Consider the following 18,370-nt stretch of genomic DNA (forward strand, 5'->3'; position numbering starts at 1 on the left):
TGCTATTCATATCTAACAGTAAATATGTTATATCTTGTATTATAGAATTGCCTCCATAAAACAGTTCCGTTGCCGTTTGAATCCATAGCAATTATTGGGCTCATTGCACCTCCATCCAAATTATCTATCTCCTGCGCATCCTGCCATTGGTCACTGGAAACATTATATCGTCTGGCATAAATGCTATTTGTTGCAGCAAGCTTCTCTTCGCACCAAACGGCAATTGCATTGCCCTCGCCATCCATTGCCACATGCGGATCACTCGCCTGCTCTGGTGAAGAGAATTGGCCTGTATCAATAATTTGAGCAGATCCCCAGCTACTGTTGGAAAATGTATAGCGATTCGTATAGATTCTAAAGGTTGATCCGTCATATTGCTTCCATACAGCAATGGCATTCCCTGATTGATCTATTGCTACCTTTGGATATAAATTTGCTGTATGATCATATCCCGAATCTATAGTATACATATTAGACCAGCTACTATTATATATTTTAGCTCCCACGTTATAGTTAGTTTCATCTTCATAATCCCATACCGCTACAGCAATTCCATTATCATTCATCGCTATTTGGGCATTGTATGATTTATAACCCTCTCCTATCCCAACTGCAGAGTTCCAATCTCCGGTTGATCCAATATATCTACAGGAATACAGGGGAGAAGTAGCGCCTTGGTCATCATTCCAAACAGCGATAGCATTGCTGTCAGCATCTATTGCCACCTTCATTGATACTGAAGAGGTACCATTACAGATCAACTCTCCAATTTCTACTTGCTGCCATGAACCAGCTCTGTAGTCATTAGCATAAACATTACCTGAAGCTCTCCAGACAGCGACAGCATAGCCGCTATTATTCATTGAGACCTGAGAATCATAGGATTCAACAGAGCTATCACTTATAACATTAGGTATTGAAAGCCAACTGTCACCTGTATGGAGGTAATGATTAACGAATATTCGTTCTCTATTGACTGAGCTATCCTCTTGATACCAAGCTGCTATTGCGTTCCCATCTGAATTTATAGTAATTTGAAGTTTGTAAGCGCTATAATTTTGATTATCAAGACGAATGCTCCCACTCCAGCTTGAGCCATCGTATCGTTTAGCAAATACTCTCCTCGGAGCTTGATCCTCACACCAGATTGCTATGGCATTACCGTTATTATCCATATCAACTTGCGGTTCGTGGGCTTCATAGCTTCCGGAACTTATCATCTCTGGTGAACCCCACGACTTTGAAGCTGTTCCTGTACCTGTAACCGAAAAATTATAAGCGCCCTCATCGGGATCATTATTCACAATGCTAAGTATTGCAGACTTATCCCCAGCGCTAGCAGGGCTGTATGTAATAGTAAAAGAGGTCTCATTGCCAGGAGTCAGCGTATAAGATATAGAATCTATATTAAGAATAAACTCAGTAATATTCTCTTCAGTCCATGTTATACTTTCAATACTTAAATCCCCTTCACCATCATTTCTGATTGTAAAAGCAACTGCTGGGCTGGATTCACCAACACTCAAATTACCAAAATCATAAACACCATCATTTATGAGGATTTCTTCTGTATCCTGCATAACAGTAATATCAGCTGATGTAAGGACGAGGTCATACCCAATATAATTTGGGCTTCCTGGATCCCATAAGTTATTCCTATCAGCCTCAAAAGGGCAGGATGAAAATGTTATAATAGGAATCAGGAAAAAAAAGAGAAACAATACCGGAGACCTTCTATAATTTAAAAAACTATGAGCATAAGGCATTTTCGATGCTGTAAATCTAATTATATTGTACATTAATATCAACCTCTTCAGCTTACTAAATTATGTTTAATTGGTATAAATGATAATGGATTTTTCCATCATATGCAAGAAAATTAACTTTCATCTATATTAGGATATTAGTTTTTGTAAGTTACATTAATTATCGCCTATCTAAAATAATATCATGGAGAAGATATATTCTTATGAAAGTTATTCTAAAATCGAGTAAGCATTTTTTATAATAATTAAGAAAAAAATTAATTTTTTTATTGACTTTTACCTTCCACTATAATAGCTTTATAAGATTTACAATATTATAATATCTCAATAGTAATAAACATAATATTATAATTATATAATTGTTAATTAGAAATTGGAATATTATTATAAAGTAGATCAGCTTCAAGGAGAGGAGTAAATGATCGACTCCTCAATGAAGTAAGGGTTTGGGGTATAGCCTTGAATTGATATACAGAGTGATACATTAAAGATATAAATTGTTTCAGTTCAAGATGACTTTTAGGAAATTCCAAGAGCTTGAATATGCAATCTTGCGGTTCCTCCATTCCTATAAAAATATAGGATCATCAATTCCAAACCCCCTTATTTTAATAAAAAAAATATTAAAGGGAGATCTATTATGTTAGGATTAAAACAATATATTGATGATAGTATATTTAGAAGACTTGAAAAAAAGAGGATATATTCATTATTAGTAATTGTTTTATTTAGTCTTTTATCAATAGGATGGAAATGTGGCAGCAATGGTGGTTTTGGTGATATTGAATTAATTCCACCTGCACCACCAAGCAATCCTCAGGCCATATCAAAATCTTCAACTCAGATAGATGTTAATTGGTCTGATAATTCTGATAATGAGGATGGATTTACCATTGAGAAGGCATTAGATGTAGGCGGTATTCCTGGAACATTCGTAGAGATCGCTTCTGTCTCGGCAGGCATGGATGTCTACTCGGATGATAATTTAAATCCTGTAACAACTTACTATTATCGTGTTAGAGCATACAATAATGTTGGCAAATCAGATTGCTCTGATGAAGTATGTGCAACAACTTCTGATACACCTCCAGATACACCTCCAGATACACCTCCAGATACACCTCCAGATACACCTCCAATAACTGAAGCTGACTACTATGTGAATCAAAATCATCCTCAAGCTAATGACAGTAATCCAGGTACTGAGGAGCTTCCTTTTAAAACAATTTCAGCAGCGCTATCGCAAGCAACTGCAGGGAATATGGTATTGGTAAGAGCAGGTACATACCGAGAAAGTATTACTCTGCCCTCCGGCAATAGCGAAAATCCCTTCACCCTTGTGGGTGCTCCAGGAGAGAGAGTGATTGTCTCTGGTATGGAAAAAGTATCAGGATGGACTCAATATTCAGGAAATATATGGAGTGCACCATTTAGTGGAGATGTTGAATATATTTATGTTGATGGAAATAGACAGGAAATTGCGCGTGAACCCAATGATGGCTGGTGGACTATTGAAAATAAAGAAGGTAATGATATTCTTGATTCTGTTAATCTTGATGGCTCTTTCCCTGATGTTGCTGGGGGAGAGGTTATGATTAAAATATATCAAAATAATGAAGAGGATAGGGTTGGTATTGTTTCCTCAAGTTTAGGTAGGTTGAATTTAGGGAGTTCTAGTAGTTTTAGCTCTGATGATAAATATTGGGTGCAGGATGATTTTGATTTGATTGATAGGGAAGGTGAATGGGTAAGTCAAGGGGGAGATATCTATTTTTGGCCTGGAACCGGGGTTGATCTTGAAAATGATGTTGAGGCTTCCGGGGGAACTGGTTCTGTGATAACTGTCAGCGGTGTCAGCAATGTTATAATTGATGGGATTGAGGTTAGAGGAGGAGTAGTAAGCGGAGGGATAATTATTTCATCTTCAAACGATGTGACAGTTAGGAATTGTGTTATTCATAATAATGTTATGAGACTCGGTTCTCCTCACTCCACTGGAATTGAAGTTGTTTCGTCCGAACAAATATATATTCTTAATAATTTTATTACACAAAATTGGTTTGGAATCTTATTTGATAATGTCAAGGATAGTATAATAAGAGAAAATGAAATTGCTTATAATGATGATGATGGAATTAGGTTAACTTATATGTCTGATAATATTATTGTTGAGCGAAATTATATTCACCATCACATGATGTGGGGGCATCCTGATAACATACAGGTTTATAGTGGTAATGATAATAATACAGAGATTTTTACACATAATCTTTTAATTATTGATAATTTAATATTAGGAGGAGCGCAAAATGTATTTACGGAGGATACCTCTGAGAATTCGTTAAATGGAAATATGATTATTGGAAGTAGTTCATATTCTGTAGTGTTTGGACATGACAATGTTCATGATTTTAATGTTTTGGGAAATACAATAGCATTTTCCAGGTATGGTTGCCTGCGTTTTACTTATGAAGATTACGATGCATATGAAAATGTGCTTATGAGAGGAGGTTCAGGCCCGCCATGTGCTTTAGAATCTGATGCTGACTATTTAGCTGATAGAAATTTGTTTTATAATAGTGAAGGTTCTTATCCAGGTGTTTATAATTGGAGCCAGACTCTAGCAGAGTTCCAAGCTAGCACTGGTCAGGATATGAATTCAGTTTTTGCAGATCCAGTATTTATAAACGCGCCTATTTATTTTGGTGTCGTTGATCATGTTGACATAGCAAGATGCACAAAAAGTATTATTTATATTGCAGATGATCGAATAAGTGGATTTAATCAAGGGGATTTGATTGAAATAGATTTTGATGGGATTCCAAGGACTATTATAGATATATCCGGGGATGCGCTAGAATTTGAACCTGCGCTTGATAAAAAACCTGTTGTGTATCTTTTAGTCGCAAATTGGGGAGGTAATAACAATTTTCAGTGGGATTTGAGATTACAGGGCAGCAGTCCAGGAGCGGCTTTAGCATCAGACGGTGGTCCAGTGGGTTCTACAATAGATATTCAGGAATATAAGGCTGGTGACTTTAATGGTGATGGGCAAAGAGATATTCCTTTATCCCCATTTAATTGATATTAAATTGGTATATTAAGGTATTGTTTTTGGAGGAAAGTATAAGTTATATATTGATCATCATTTACTCCTGATAAAAAGATTTGATAAATAGATGATTATATATAATAGAAGAAACTCAAGCTGCTACTTGAGGACGGGGTTTAGGGTTAGCCCAAATTGATATTCAGAGTCATTGTTCAGTATAATGTTATATGTCAATTATTAAAACCCTTTTAAAATTTCTTAAAAGGGAGAAGAAGTATGAGAAATAGAATAGAGGAGAAGATTAGTTTATCTTATGATATATTAAAAAGAAAGAGTATTCATTTACTTCTCATTATTATATTTAGTCTTTCATCAATAGGTTGGATATGTAGCGGCAATAGCGGTTCTGGTGATATTGAATTATATCCTCCTGAGCCGCCAAGTAATCCACAAGCATTATCAATTTCTTCAAGTAGGGTAGATATTACTTGGAATGATAATTCAAATAATGAGGTTGGGTTTACACTTGAGAGGGCTTTGGATAATGGAGGTAATCCTGGAATTTTTAGTGATATTGCTAATGTATCAGCTAATATCGATTTTTACTCTGATATAAATCTATCTGCTGAAGCAACATACTATTATCGTGTAAAAGCATACAATAATGCAGGAATATCAGTCTGTTATGATATTGCAAGTGCAACAACTTCTGATACACCTCCAGATACACCTCCAGTGCCTGAAGTTGATTACTATGTGAACCAGAATCATCCTGAAGCCGATGACAGTAATCCAGGTACTGAAGATTTACCATTTCGTACAATTTCAGCTGCCCTATCTCAGTCAACTGCTGGAGATTTGGTATTAGTTAAAGCTGGCACATATGATGAAGCTCTCACCATACCATCTGGAGATTCAGGAAACGATTTTACACTAATGGGAGCACCTGACGAGAGAATCATTGTATCAATAGCTCAAAATCCTATTATTAACTGTAATAATGTAAAGAATGTATGCATTGAAGGCTTTGAGATTTCAGGAGCTTCAGGAAATGGAATCAATATTTCTGACTCTGATAATATAGTCATAAAAAAATGTGCAATATACGACAACAGTGGTGATTTGAGGGCAGGGATCAATATAAATAGTTCTACAAATGTAACTATTTCACAAAATTTTATATGCCGAAATTGGTATGGTATATCAATGAGTTATGCTACTGGTGTGACAATAGAGAAGAATGATATTGGTTATAATATAGATGACGGCATGAGGATAACATGGAATTCAAACGATATCACTGTTAAGCAGAATTATATACATCATCATATGATATGGGATGAAGATAATTCTTATGACATTCATCCTGATAATATTCAGATATTTCGATACGTTAATAACATTTCTTTTATAGAAAATTTGCTCATTGGAGCTGGACAAAACATAATGATGGAACAGATATGGGATGGAGAAATAATAAGAAATACTATTATTGGCAGTATTTCATATTCTGTAGTCTTTGGCCATAGTTATGCTCGTGATTTTATTATTAGTGAAAATACTATAACCTTTTCCCGTTATGGTTCTTTCCTTATCACGGATAATGGTTATGATGTTTATGAGAATGTTCTTATGAATGGACACCAGGATACAGCAATCAAATTTGAGAGTAATCTTGATGGATACAACGCTGATCGAAATCTCTTCTATAATTATGAGAATCCTATTTCAGATGATATTATGTGGTTGAGTGCAGGTGGTGGATGGATGACTCTTGCGGAATTTCAAGATAACACTGCCCAGGATCTATCTTCGATTTATACTGATCCTGAATTCATAAATGCACCTGTTTATTATACTATAGTTGATATAAGCCAAGTGCGTAATTGCACACGAAGCACATTATACATATTGGATTTTGATACTCCAATGTTTAATGTGGGGGATATCATAGAGGTAAATTTTGATGGTATACCACGAACAGTAACTAATATTACATCTAATACTATTAATACTATTACATTTGAGCCTGAACTCGATGAACCTCCAATGTGGAATGCATTTATTATGAATTGGAAGGATAATAGTAATCTTGTATGGGATTTGAGGTTACGAAATGGAAGTCCTGGCGAGAATTTAGCATCAGATGACGGACCTGTAGGTTCTACAATCAATATCAATGAGTATATGAATGGTGATTTCGATGGTGATGGCATAAGGGATATTCCTATATCGCCATTCGATTAATTTTAAGCATGAAGTATAAAGAAGAATTACTTGGAACTCCGGAATGTATATGCATATACTGGAGTACCACTAATTATCTAAAAGTTGGTTTAGGATTATACTTTATGCAATAATGAATCTCTTGAAGTGATAAGCATCCATGGCGCTCCTGTAGATAAGTTGATTTCTATAATACTTGATGCTGATTACAGCCAATTACAGGCGATTATAGCAAGATATGGAAAATAAAATATCATCAGAAGTAGTATTTGCAGTATTTGCAGTAGCGCCATCCAAAGGATTTTAATTGTTAACGGTGTAATTCTTTTGGAATTACGGGTACATCCCTCTTCCTGTCTCCATTGAAGTCTCTTCTCGTAAATGCCTGAATGTCAAGTGTGGATCCTATAGATCTTCCATTCCTACCGAGTTTAAAGGCAGGACTATCTTTTCGTAGCCGTAAATCAAGTTTATAATTAGTATTATTCCCCCAATTCGCAACTAACCAACCCTTTGTCGGTTTTTGGGGCAAACCTGGATCTATTGTAATTGTATTTCTGTCAATTGAAATTATCCTACGGATGTTTCCATCAAAGTTTATTTCAACATTGTCACCCTTTTTAAATCCGGTAGTACCTTTACGTAAATAGAACTTATTTCGTGAGCAGAGATGTAGCCTGTCCCCATCCAATACTCTAAAGGCTGCTGGAGCATTAATAAATTTTGGATCAGAATAAACTGAATTTTTATCCTGCCCCGTTACCTTTTGCAGTACCTTTAATGTCTTATCCCTTCTCCTACTAGAGATGAGAACGGATTTTTGCTTCAGTCCTTTTGCATTCCAGAATAGATTTCTGTCAGCCTTATAGTCCTCGATTCCCAATACTGAGTACATAGGCCCTATGTGTCCTGTAACGAATATATTCTCACGTACATCATACCCTTTCCATGTCATATTCATGCAACCATAACCAGTAAAAGCTAGTGTGTTCTTGTGAATTTTATAGTCACCTGCATTATTGTGACCAAAAATTAACATATTAGCATTAGAACCAATGATCATGTTGCCTCGCAGTTCTCCATTTGTAGTCTCTTCAAGCATTATAGATTGACCACCAGTAAGGATTAGATTCTTAATGAACTTTATATTCCTTACACCTCGAAAGACTTGAATGTTGTCCGGATGGCCCCATAGAAGATGATCATGCATGTAGTTATGTTTAACTATAATATTTTCTGATTTCCAGGATACACGCAAACCATCGTCAGAATTAAAACCAATATCATTCATTTCTATAACCACATCATTTGCGTAAGTTATTGAAATTCCAAATCGATTCCACCAGGATACATTATTCATAATACAGATATTATTTGATTCTCGCACAAAGATACCCCTAAAGCCATTGTTGTGGAAGATGCACGATTTTATTTCCACATCCTTGGCATTACTTATCTCAAGACCATTCCCAACACCTCCGCATATCTCAAGGCCCCAAAGGCGAAGATGATTTGCCTTATATATACTTACAACCTGGCCGGTTATTTTGGGGGCTTCAACTGCACTAAGGTCTTTTTTATTCTGTGGCCAGAAGTAGATATGGTATTTCCCATTTTTTTCTTTCGCAGACCATTCACCAGGTCTATCTATGAGTGAAAAGTGATTTTTAAGGAAATACTTATCCCCTTTATTCATATTCATCCATTCACTTTTGCGAATAACCTTTAACCTTCCCTTAGCTTTGTCAAACTCTGTAATCGGTACTGAAAAGAATGCATTACCATGTCGAGTCCATATATAGACTTCGCCGCCAATAATATTTTTTTTCAGATTCGATAGGTGCTCAGGATCAAATAGTTCCATGCCTTTTACAGAGGCTGCTGTCCACCACCCTTCGTTTGGTTCACGAGCAATTGATTGTGGTTTATAATTAACATAAAGTCTTTCCGGTCGCCAATTAATAGAGGTTACATAGATGTTGCCCTTATACCTTTTCCATCCCTTTAGCTTTTTCATTCCACTTATTATAACCCGATCACCTGGAGCACTCATAAGGGTTATAAGTTGCTTCGGTCTGCCTGAGGGTAGTCTGATCGCTTCTCTATATATACCTGAGGTCACAACAATTGTGTTTCCGGGATTTGCTGCCTTTAGTGCAGCTCCAATTGTTGGGAATGGCCTCTTCTTGGTGCCATTAGGCCAATTTACATTCGAAATAGCCTTTACCCAGATAGCATTTGAGGGAATCTTAGGTGTTAAGGATGTTTGTGATCGAGCTATATCTTTTGCTGAGACAAGACTTGGTGATAAGACTTTTGGGATGGGAGATATAGGATTTGAAATAAGACACATACATAATACTAACATGTAAAATATATTATTCAGCCTCATCATTATTATCTCCATATATTTTTTATATTAAGAAAGCAAATAATAATTTGCATATACATTTGGTAATGAAAAAGGTCAATTGTTTTTTATTTGTAGAGGATTGAGATTCGAATGGGAGATGATAAGATTATCGATAATAACATCGATTATATAACAGATGAAAAGAGTAGTATATTTTGTTTCATGCAAAATAGTAATTAAATGTTGACATGATTATGTAGAAAGGGGATAATAATATCCATTCATTACAATTATTAGTAAAAGAGGTAGGAATGAAAGGTATAGTAATTATCACAATTATTATGTCTATATTTTTATTTCATAGCTGTAGCTGTGGGATTTCTACAAAAAATACAAACAATATAAATGATACTAATAATACGAGTAGTAACGATAATAGTAATGACACGGAACATCATGATAACTCAAATAGTCAAAGCGAAGCGATCATAATAAATCATACCTGTACAAAACTAACTGACATACCCGCTGAATATGTAGCGAAGGTGAAAGAAGTGCTTTCAGTACATTATTGCGGTAGATCTCATGCATGTCAAATATATTGGCCAGGATTGCGAGAAGTAGACAGTAATGGCGGAGGCAATTGGGATTATTATTACCCAAGCAACGATACACCCCTCTCAAATAATTCAAGATTGGATCTTGTTCACTATATAGGATCTGATCCAGCTATCGAGCCTCATGAGTATTTCGGCGGATCTTCAGATCATCCAGCCTGGGATTCCCGTCCTTACCCAATTGAAATTTATCTTGATGCGCATACTGATATCAATGTTGCCGGTATTGAATGGTGTGGTGAATTACATCTCACTAATCAAGGCGCTAATTGCAATTATGTGGATGGCTACATAAGAGCGATGAGCAATCTTGAGGAAAGATATAATGGAGCGAATGATAGAAAAATTACTTTTGTCTATTTTACAACAAATACTCAATATAGAGATGATGATACTGATATGGGTGGCAGCAATTTGGATGAAAAACAAGCGCGGGCACATCTAAACAATGAGAGAATACGCGCTCATTGCTATGAGAATAATTGTGTACTATACGACTTTGCAGATCTGGATATTTATTGTCCTGTTGATGGAAATGGCGATTTTGATCCCAATAGTGATAATTGGGTAAAGGAGCCAAATAGAAGCGCAGAAATCAGTTATAGTGATGAGACACATGACAATGAACTAAGAAATATATCATTTCCAGTATCCTATATGGGAGGTCCTGGAAATGTAAATCCTATTGGTTGGGGAAATTATAATATTGAATATTATCATACAACCTTAGCCCATGCTGAAATAAAAGGACAGGCATTTTGGTATTTACTTGCCAGGATTGCTGGATGGGATGGCCAATAATATTAATATAATTATTATTGACCTACAAAGTTTATTAAACCAGAAATGGCAAGTTTATCGCTAATTTCATTTAATACTATTGGGATTAAAGTATCTTCTATAAACTTCATTAGTTTATATCAATATTTATCACACTTCAACTTCCATCCTTACTTTACTATAGTATTTATTTGTTAAAACTACCTTGATAATTGCACTGATTTGTTATGTGCTCTACCAATCAAGAATTGATTGGTAGTTGTTGTATAATTCATAAGACTAATAATTCGACATCTGAATATAAGATTTATTTGTAAATATTTTCTTGAAATGATAATTTGTAGAAAGTTTACTAATTTTCAATGGTCAATATTTCTATTCATAGGTGCGCTATGCATTCGATTGTATCATCTTGATAGGATGAGTATTTGGCAGGATGAGGGTGCAACTGCGCTTGAGATTAATCATACTTCACTACAAGAAACTTTTAATTCGATAATGAGTGAAGGATTTATTGCTCCCTTGAGTCTTCTCCTGACATATCTATTTAGCAAAATAGTCGGATTAAGTGAATGGGCGCTTAGATTCCCTTCTGCTTTATACGGATTTCTTTCTGTTGTTGTGCTTTATAATATAGGGATTATACTATTTAATAGACGAAGCGCTGTTATAGGTGCTATACTTTTACTTTTTTCACCCCTTCATATCTGCTATTCCCAAGAAGCAAGGATGTATTCATTATGGGTGTTGTTAACACTTCTCTCTTTTTTACTTTTTATCTTGATATTAAAACAAGACTCACTGCGTCTCTGGATTCTTTTTACATTTGTAGCTGTTTCAATGCTGTGGACACATCTAAATTCAATTTTATGCTGCAATGGGAATCTATTTTCTTCTTTTTATAAAGAAGCATACAAGAGAATTCATCAGTTTTTGTGCTTGTATGATTGTCGTTGCCATAAGCTATATTCCTGGAATATTAGCCTTCTTTAATGCAGAATTTTCTAATATTGGAGGAGTGCATAAAACTAGAATAATTGATTTATTATATGCAATTTTTACTTTCGATGTAGGAATGAGTTTTGGCCCTCCTTTCACGGAAATTAGGTCACTCTATGCTCAACATGGAGTAGTATCCTTAATAATAATTCTTCAAGAATATGGTTTGATTGTTATTCCTTCAGCACTATTTCTTGTGTGGTTGGTTCTCTTTACTTTCATCAATTTTTTAGAGATCAAAATCATGAGAACAAGCCAGCGTTTTTAACGCTTCTCTTGATACCATCTCTTCTTATCTTTTTTAACAGCCTTTTTCTCTAATAGTGTGCCTTTTAATATTAGATATATTCTATGTGCTCTGCCATTATACTTGCTTCTAATCGAATATGGCATTGATAAGATGAGTAATCATACTATATACATAACAATTGTATTATTATTACTTTTGACAGGATTTTCTTTGTACAATCATTATTTTAATCCTAGATATAGCAAAGTCGATTTAAGGAGAGCCATTAAGTTTCTTGATCAAAATGTTAAAGAAAATGACACAGCTCTTATCTTTCACGAAAGTGTCCTACGCGTTGCTCAATATTATGTTTCTTCTGGAAATTAAATGTCTTCTGTATGCCCTTTGATATAACTGTTGAAAGGGCTCTTGGAAATAAATCTTTACAATATAGGATGTTCTTTGTAAAATCGATTAGAATTCAAAAGTATAGAGATGGAGTTGTAGATAAAACCTATAGATACTTTTTTGAAAAGTATGAGATTGAAAAGAAGGTCAATTTTAATAAGATTGAGATAACTGTTTTTCGAAATCCTAATCCTAATGAAAGCAATAGCATATGAATATATCAATTTTAGTACACTAAACATATTAGAAGGTTATTATGATTAAATTTTTAGATTTACAGAAATTGAACCAGTACTATAAAAATGAAATTCTCAATGCGATTGAGAATGCAATTGATTCGGGGATGTATATTCTTGGAGAGGAGGTCGACAGATTTGAAAATGAATTCGCAAACTACTGTAATGTAAAGCATTGTATCGGCGTTGGGAATGGATTGGATGCTTTAATACTGATTCTTAGAGCCTACATTGAGCTTGGTGTTATCAATGAGAGGGATGAAGTCATTGTGCCAGCAAATACTTTTATTGCCACTATACTTGCAATATCAAAGAATAATTTAAAGCCGATTTTGGTTGAACCTGATCTCAAGACCTATAATATAAATCCATTACGTATTGAAGAGAAAATAACTGATAAGACAAAGGCTATAATGTTGGTGCATCTTTATGGTCAACCTTCAGATATGGCCCCAATAGTAGAAATTGCTAAGAAATATAATCTTAAGATTATTGAAGATGTAGCTCAAGCTCCTGGAGCGATGTATAATGAAAAAAAGACTGGCAGCTTTGGTGATGCTGCAGCATTCAGTTTTTATCCTGGCAAAAATCTTGGCGCACTAGGTGATGGTGGATCCATTATTACAGATAATGATCATCTGATGGATATTGTAAGAGCCTTAAGAAATTATGGCTCTCATAAAAAATATGAAAATAATTATAAAGGAATAAATTCACGACTTGACGAGTTACAGGCTGCTATATTAAGAGTGAAGTTAAAATTTCTTGATGAAGACAATACTAAAAGGGATTATATTGCTAAATATTATTTAGAGAATATAAAAAATCCAGCAGTGACACTCCCTTATGTAGCTGAATATGCTAAACATGTTTGGCATTTATTTGTAATCAGACATGCTGAGCGTGATAGATTAAAGGAATATTTTTTAGAGAAAAAAATTCAAACATTAATTCATTATCCAATACCACCTCATAAGCAGAAGGCCTATCGGGAATGGAATAGCATGAGTTTACCCATTACTGAGCAGATTCATAATGAAGTAATCAGTTTACCTATTAGCCCTGTTTTGGAACAAGACGAGGTTGAGAGGGTAGTCAGTGTAGTGAATGATTTTAAGTAATTCACATTCAGCTTCTTTTGATTGTGAACAAACAATCTTATATTTCAGGTGAAGTTAGCATGAGACTTACAACTACAATTTTTATATAGCAGTGAGTGAGATAGATGATCAGAGGTTGAATTATCATGATTTTAATCCTTCCAGTTATGTCTCTTGCTTCCAATAATGAATTCTTCAGCCTTCATGGAATTTTTAGAATTTTAGTTAAATACTTGAAAATTTGTTGTTTTTTTCAATACACTTTATTATTTTATATGAAATTATATATCAATATATTTAATACTTCTTATTTGCCTTAATCCAATCTATCAAATGATTATATAATAGTTTCACTGTGAAAATCTATCTGAAAGGGTTTGGATTTATGTGATTACAATTGAAATAACTACCATTTAGTTCTTTTATATATCATATCATACTGGTTTATTATCACAGAGAAATAAATAGATAAGTTTATTGAATCACTATTTAACATTATTAGTGATCCTAAATATCAATACAACAATTCGATATTGCTTTAGGTTTATATTATTCATAACGCAAGATGAGTTTTCGATTTAGGAGGGCATTGAATGACCGATTCAAGTAATGATCATAAGAGAGTAAGACTATCATTTATTTCGAATAATTTCATAAGGGGAATTATTAAGAAAAGTCATTTTAGAATTACTCGTAGATATTATAGGTTACGATATTTGAAGTGTGGCAAATATGTTGATTTTGGATATCGTTTCAGGTTTTCAATTAAAAAACCATATAAGGCAGTTATTGGAGATAATATATTTATTGAGGAGTTCAATGTATGGAATGCGCAACTAGGCGATATTATTGTAGGAAGTAACTGTTTATTTGGACTTCATAATATTATTATGGGCCCTGTGACAATAGGAGATAGGCTTAACACTGGCCCTAATGTAAGCATTTTAGGACCAAGACATGCTGTATATGGATATGATCTAATTGATGACAAAAGAACAATTATTGGAAATAATGTTTGGATAAGCACAGGATCAATAATTTTTCCAGGTATAACTATTGGAGATAATGTTATAATTGGTCCTGGATCCGTTGTTACAAAAGATGTACCAAAGGATGCATTTTTTCTAGGAAATCCTGCTCGTGATATGTCAAAGGCATTCAAATTTGATTCAGAACAATCTCAACAAAATTGATTATTTTATTCCAGTGAACATATAATTAAGTTATTAATATACTGATATAAATTCCATGTTGCTAAAGGTTTATATCATTATACACATTATGATAGTAATTATTGATTGTTGGTGTAAAAATAGACATATATACAGGTTGTTATATTGCTTTCTGTATTGAAGAATCACAATTCTATGTTGTTTCGAAATTGATTTTTAGAGGTTAAAATAAACTTGAATTAATTAGAGATAGAGTTGACATCATAGTGCCAATTGATATATATATTACCACACTATTGTCCATTTTGAATAACACACTACCAATTATATTTAATTCAGATATTACTACTAAACATATTATTCTTACAAAAAATATATATCCTTTAAAGTTGAAGTAATAATGTGTCAGAGGATAGAGGGGAAAATAACAAATTTATAACACTAACAGAGAGTAAACACTAATTATTTTTTTTTGTTCGTCATCTGAATTAATCAAAATGATATATAATATACAAATATATAATATACAAAAAGTATAAAAAATAATATTGAAGTAGAAGATTATTGTAATGGAGTTATTATAAATGGATACTAATATTAAAGAACTCACAATTCGAGATGTAGCGAATATTATTTTCAGGCATAAGTTTGTAATTATTCTTACCTTTTGCATTATAATGTCTGGTGTTTTTATAGGCATGCAAACCCAAACACCTGTTTATGAAGCGAGGGTAAAGATGCTTATTAAAGGACAGAGTCAAACTTTAGCTGATACCTATCGTGGAATTGGGGCATTTCGTATACATTTAACACAGACTGAGATTGTAAAGTCAAATCCTGTAATAAAACGTGCAGTAAAGGCCTTGAAGATTGATGAACGTCCATTAGATTATGAATTGAATTTTTGTTCTCGATTTAAAAAGCCTCTAATAAGGCATAGAGTTCAATCTATCAAGAGGGAGTTTGAACAATTAAGCCCTAAGGAGCAAAAGGAATTTTTTTTTAAAAGAGCTGTTGGGTATTTAAAACAAAATTTACAAACAGAGTATATTGCAAATACAGATATTTTTATAATCATTGTTAGGGACTTAAGTCCAGAGGGAGCTGTAGCTATAGCAAATGTGATCAGCCGTTCTTATTCAATTTTTGATCAAATGCAACAACTGGCAGAACTTAAACATAGATATGGAAATTTACATCCTTCTGTGATTCAATTAAAGAATAATATTCAAAGAATGAATGATATGCTTTCAGGAGAACCTATTGATGATTTAGAGGCCATAGGTACAGCAAGTGTAAAAATAATTGAACAAGCAACAACGAACTCTTTACCAATTGGAAGGCCTAAAAGACTCGTGTTAATGATTGGTTTATTTATTAGTACCATATTAGGAGTAGCATCTGCTATAGTATTTGACTATATTGATCAGACCTTTAGATCACCTAATGACATTGTCACCTTTCTTCGGTTACCCTTGTTGGGGTCTATTCCTGCAAGACGATTTAGAGAGGATGCATTATTAAAAAAAGAAAAAGCATCAACTCGTTATGCTTATTTTTATGAGGAACTAACTGATCAGATATATATTTTCATGAAAGTACAGAATTTGAAAACTCTTATAATAACCTCACCAGTTCATAATTTAGTGAATACTACTATTGTGCCAAACCTTGGTTATTGTTTTTCTCAGATGATGCAACACAAAACCCTTATAGTTGATGCCAATTTGAGATGTCCAATATTACATACTGTACTAGGTCTTGCTGAAAGTCCAGGATTGAGTGAAGTAATTAATAACAATGATCCAACAAAACACATTGAGGAAATAGATATAAATCTTAATGTTTTACAGGCAGGTGATAATACACTAGAATCTGTTACCATAAGGAATAAATTAAATTTGAATGAGGTTTTTCAAAAAATTAAAGATAAATATGAAGCGATACTGATAGATTGTTCAAATACAAAGTATTTCAATGATATTAATATTTTATCTCAAAATGTTGATGGAGTTTTAATCGTTGTAAACGAAAAAAAAGATCGTCGCCAAGTAGCACAAAGCTTTATCAATCGTTTGCGAAATAATAATGTTAATGTAATTGGAGTGATAATGAATAATCGTAGATTTAAAATTCCAGAAATTATTTATAAAAGACTATAAACAAGAAATATATAAAATTTCGTAGATCATTTATTTAATTATAAGACAGACTGATTATTATTTTATTATAATTATGAGATAAATTAATAGAAAAATAAAGATAACTTATATGAAATGAAAAATATTGATCGTTATAAACATATGGATTTAATGAAGGCATTGGGTATCATATATGTCGTGATTGGTCACACTCAGCCTCCAATTAGAACATTTATATATTTATTTCATATGGCTCTGTTTTTTTTTGTATCAGGCTATTTTTACAGTGATAAATATACATCTAATCCAATAGTATTAATTAAAAAGAGAATAAAGACACTATATTTCCCTTTTTTAAGATATGAATTATTATTTTTATTATTACATAATATCTTATATAAATTGAATTTGTATGATATTAATACTGGTTATAGAGTTTCGGTTACTCAATATACTAAATCAAATATATTTGAAGAAATATTTAGCATAGCTACTTTTTGGAACAGAGAACAGCTTTTGGGAGTTTTTTGGTTCTTTACAGTCCTATTTTTAGTTAATATTATTTTTTGTTTTACTAGATATGTTATACTGAATCTTTTTAGAGTAAAGAATGAATATATTATTTTTGTTATAATATTATGTTTTTTTATTGTTGGCAATCTCCTAACATTTCATTCCGTTTATTTACCTAGAGGTTTAAATAACGCATTTGTAGCATTATTGATATATTATTTTGGTTTTCTCTATAAAAAAATTGAGCACTCAATACCATTTAATTTTTATCTTTCTATTAGTTGTATACTTATGTTATTTCTGAATACTCTTTATGGTAAAGTGAGTTTGGGGCAAAATACTTATTTGAGTCCAGTTTTCTTTATTACAAATAGCATACTGGGAATTTATTTCAATCTTCATCTAGCAAAGATATTGAGTTCAAAAGATATGAAATTGTTATATTATATTGGTGAAAATACAATTATCATAATGGCTCTTCATTTTCTTTGCTTTAAATTAATCAATTTATTGCAAATATATATATATAATCATCCTATTGAGATGATAGCTAAATTTCCTGTTTTGGATGGAAGTAATGGATGGTGGATTTTATATACTATTGTTGGGATATTTATTCCAGTATCTATGAAATATTTGAGTTATAGAATATTTAGCTCTTCTAAAAAATGAATATATTTGTTGTTGCTCTCATAGAGATTCTATCTTTACTCCCAAGTGTAATGCATTTATGTTAGCATACCTTTGAGTGTAATATCCCATTTGCACAAATAAATAC

At 33.1% G+C, this 18,370-nt stretch carries 12 protein-coding genes; 9 read left to right on the plus strand and 3 right to left on the minus strand.

What is annotated here, in order from left to right; translation table 11 throughout:
• Window positions 1-2: 2 nt before the first annotated feature.
• Window positions 3-1,799, minus strand: coding sequence for a choice-of-anchor D domain-containing protein (locus SVZ03_03700; GenBank protein ID MDY6933308.1), 1,797 nt, complete (start codon window positions 1,797-1,799; stop codon window positions 3-5).
• A gap of 607 nt (window positions 1,800-2,406) precedes the next feature.
• On the opposite strand from SVZ03_03700, the gene SVZ03_03705 reads away from it, so the two are divergent.
• Together SVZ03_03705 and SVZ03_03710 are read left to right on the plus strand one after the other, a co-directional pair.
• A complete protein-coding gene (locus SVZ03_03705) occupies window positions 2,407-4,851 on the plus strand; it encodes a right-handed parallel beta-helix repeat-containing protein (protein ID MDY6933309.1) in 2,445 nt (814 codons plus the stop codon).
• 243 nt (window positions 4,852-5,094) lie between these two features.
• Entirely contained in the window at window positions 5,095-7,065 is a 1,971-nt protein-coding gene (locus SVZ03_03710) for a right-handed parallel beta-helix repeat-containing protein (GenBank protein MDY6933310.1), read from the plus strand.
• A 289-nt stretch (window positions 7,066-7,354) separates the two neighbouring features.
• Here the strand turns inward: SVZ03_03710 and SVZ03_03715 are convergent, their stop codons facing one another.
• A complete protein-coding gene (locus SVZ03_03715) occupies window positions 7,355-9,439 on the minus strand; it encodes a right-handed parallel beta-helix repeat-containing protein (protein ID MDY6933311.1) in 2,085 nt (694 codons plus the stop codon).
• Window positions 9,440-9,708: 269 nt separating this feature from the next.
• On the opposite strand from SVZ03_03715, the gene SVZ03_03720 reads away from it, so the two are divergent.
• Both SVZ03_03720 and SVZ03_03725 read left to right on the plus strand, forming a co-directional pair.
• On the plus strand, window positions 9,709-10,815 hold the full coding sequence (locus SVZ03_03720) for a hypothetical protein (protein ID MDY6933312.1): 1,107 nt from the start codon (window positions 9,709-9,711) through the stop codon (window positions 10,813-10,815).
• Between the two features lie 856 nt (window positions 10,816-11,671).
• Entirely contained in the window at window positions 11,672-12,061 is a 390-nt protein-coding gene (locus SVZ03_03725; protein MDY6933313.1) for a hypothetical protein, read from the plus strand.
• On the opposite strand, the gene SVZ03_03730 is transcribed toward SVZ03_03725, so the two are convergent.
• Window positions 12,058-12,186 carry a hypothetical protein gene (locus SVZ03_03730; protein ID MDY6933314.1) on the minus strand — a complete coding sequence of 43 codons (129 nt, stop codon included), beginning with the start codon at window positions 12,184-12,186 and terminating at the stop codon, window positions 12,058-12,060. The genes SVZ03_03725 and SVZ03_03730 overlap by 4 nt on opposite strands.
• Before the next feature lie 234 nt (window positions 12,187-12,420).
• On the opposite strand from SVZ03_03730, the gene SVZ03_03735 reads away from it, so the two are divergent.
• The 5 genes from SVZ03_03735 (at window position 12,421) to SVZ03_03755 (ending at window position 18,264) form a co-directional block, all read left to right on the plus strand.
• Complete coding sequence (locus SVZ03_03735) at window positions 12,421-12,645, plus strand: hypothetical protein (GenBank protein MDY6933315.1); 225 nt, start codon at window positions 12,421-12,423, stop codon at window positions 12,643-12,645.
• A gap of 41 nt (window positions 12,646-12,686) precedes the next feature.
• Window positions 12,687-13,787 (plus strand): DegT/DnrJ/EryC1/StrS family aminotransferase, encoded by a 1,101-nt coding sequence (locus tag SVZ03_03740; protein ID MDY6933316.1) that lies wholly within the window; start codon window positions 12,687-12,689, stop codon window positions 13,785-13,787.
• 572 nt (window positions 13,788-14,359) lie between these two features.
• Complete coding sequence (locus SVZ03_03745; protein ID MDY6933317.1) at window positions 14,360-14,959, plus strand: DapH/DapD/GlmU-related protein; 600 nt, start codon at window positions 14,360-14,362, stop codon at window positions 14,957-14,959.
• A gap of 563 nt (window positions 14,960-15,522) precedes the next feature.
• Window positions 15,523-17,100 (plus strand): hypothetical protein, encoded by a 1,578-nt coding sequence (locus SVZ03_03750; GenBank protein MDY6933318.1) that lies wholly within the window; start codon window positions 15,523-15,525, stop codon window positions 17,098-17,100.
• A 114-nt stretch (window positions 17,101-17,214) separates the two neighbouring features.
• Window positions 17,215-18,264, plus strand: a complete 1,050-nt coding sequence (locus SVZ03_03755) for an acyltransferase family protein (GenBank protein MDY6933319.1) — start codon at window positions 17,215-17,217, stop codon at window positions 18,262-18,264.
• Window positions 18,265-18,370: the final 106 nt, after the last annotated feature.

The organism is Spirochaetota bacterium (assembly GCA_034190085.1).
GTDB lineage: Bacteria > Spirochaetota > UBA4802 > UBA4802 > JAFGDQ01 > JAXHTS01.

Bases quoted from the DNA above. Each gene is read 5' to 3' on its own strand.
- SVZ03_03740 (MDY6933316.1), top strand. From the start codon at position 12,687: ATGATTAAATTTTTAGATTTACAGAAATTGAACCAGTACTATAAAAAT.
- SVZ03_03755 (MDY6933319.1), top strand. From the start codon at position 17,215: ATGAAAAATATTGATCGTTATAAACATATGGATTTAATGAAGGCATTG.
- SVZ03_03720 (MDY6933312.1), top strand. From the start codon at position 9,709: ATGAAAGGTATAGTAATTATCACAATTATTATGTCTATATTTTTATTT.
- SVZ03_03710 (MDY6933310.1), top strand. From the start codon at position 5,095: ATGAGAAATAGAATAGAGGAGAAGATTAGTTTATCTTATGATATATTA.
- SVZ03_03725 (MDY6933313.1), top strand. From the start codon at position 11,672: ATGGGAATCTATTTTCTTCTTTTTATAAAGAAGCATACAAGAGAATTC.
- SVZ03_03730 (MDY6933314.1), bottom strand. From the start codon at position 12,186: ATGCCATATTCGATTAGAAGCAAGTATAATGGCAGAGCACATAGAATA.
- SVZ03_03715 (MDY6933311.1), bottom strand. From the start codon at position 9,439: ATGATGAGGCTGAATAATATATTTTACATGTTAGTATTATGTATGTGT.
- SVZ03_03745 (MDY6933317.1), top strand. From the start codon at position 14,360: ATGACCGATTCAAGTAATGATCATAAGAGAGTAAGACTATCATTTATT.
- SVZ03_03735 (MDY6933315.1), top strand. From the start codon at position 12,421: ATGCCCTTTGATATAACTGTTGAAAGGGCTCTTGGAAATAAATCTTTA.
- SVZ03_03705 (MDY6933309.1), top strand. From the start codon at position 2,407: ATGTTAGGATTAAAACAATATATTGATGATAGTATATTTAGAAGACTT.
- SVZ03_03700 (MDY6933308.1), bottom strand. From the start codon at position 1,799: ATGTACAATATAATTAGATTTACAGCATCGAAAATGCCTTATGCTCAT.
- SVZ03_03750 (MDY6933318.1), top strand. From the start codon at position 15,523: ATGGATACTAATATTAAAGAACTCACAATTCGAGATGTAGCGAATATT.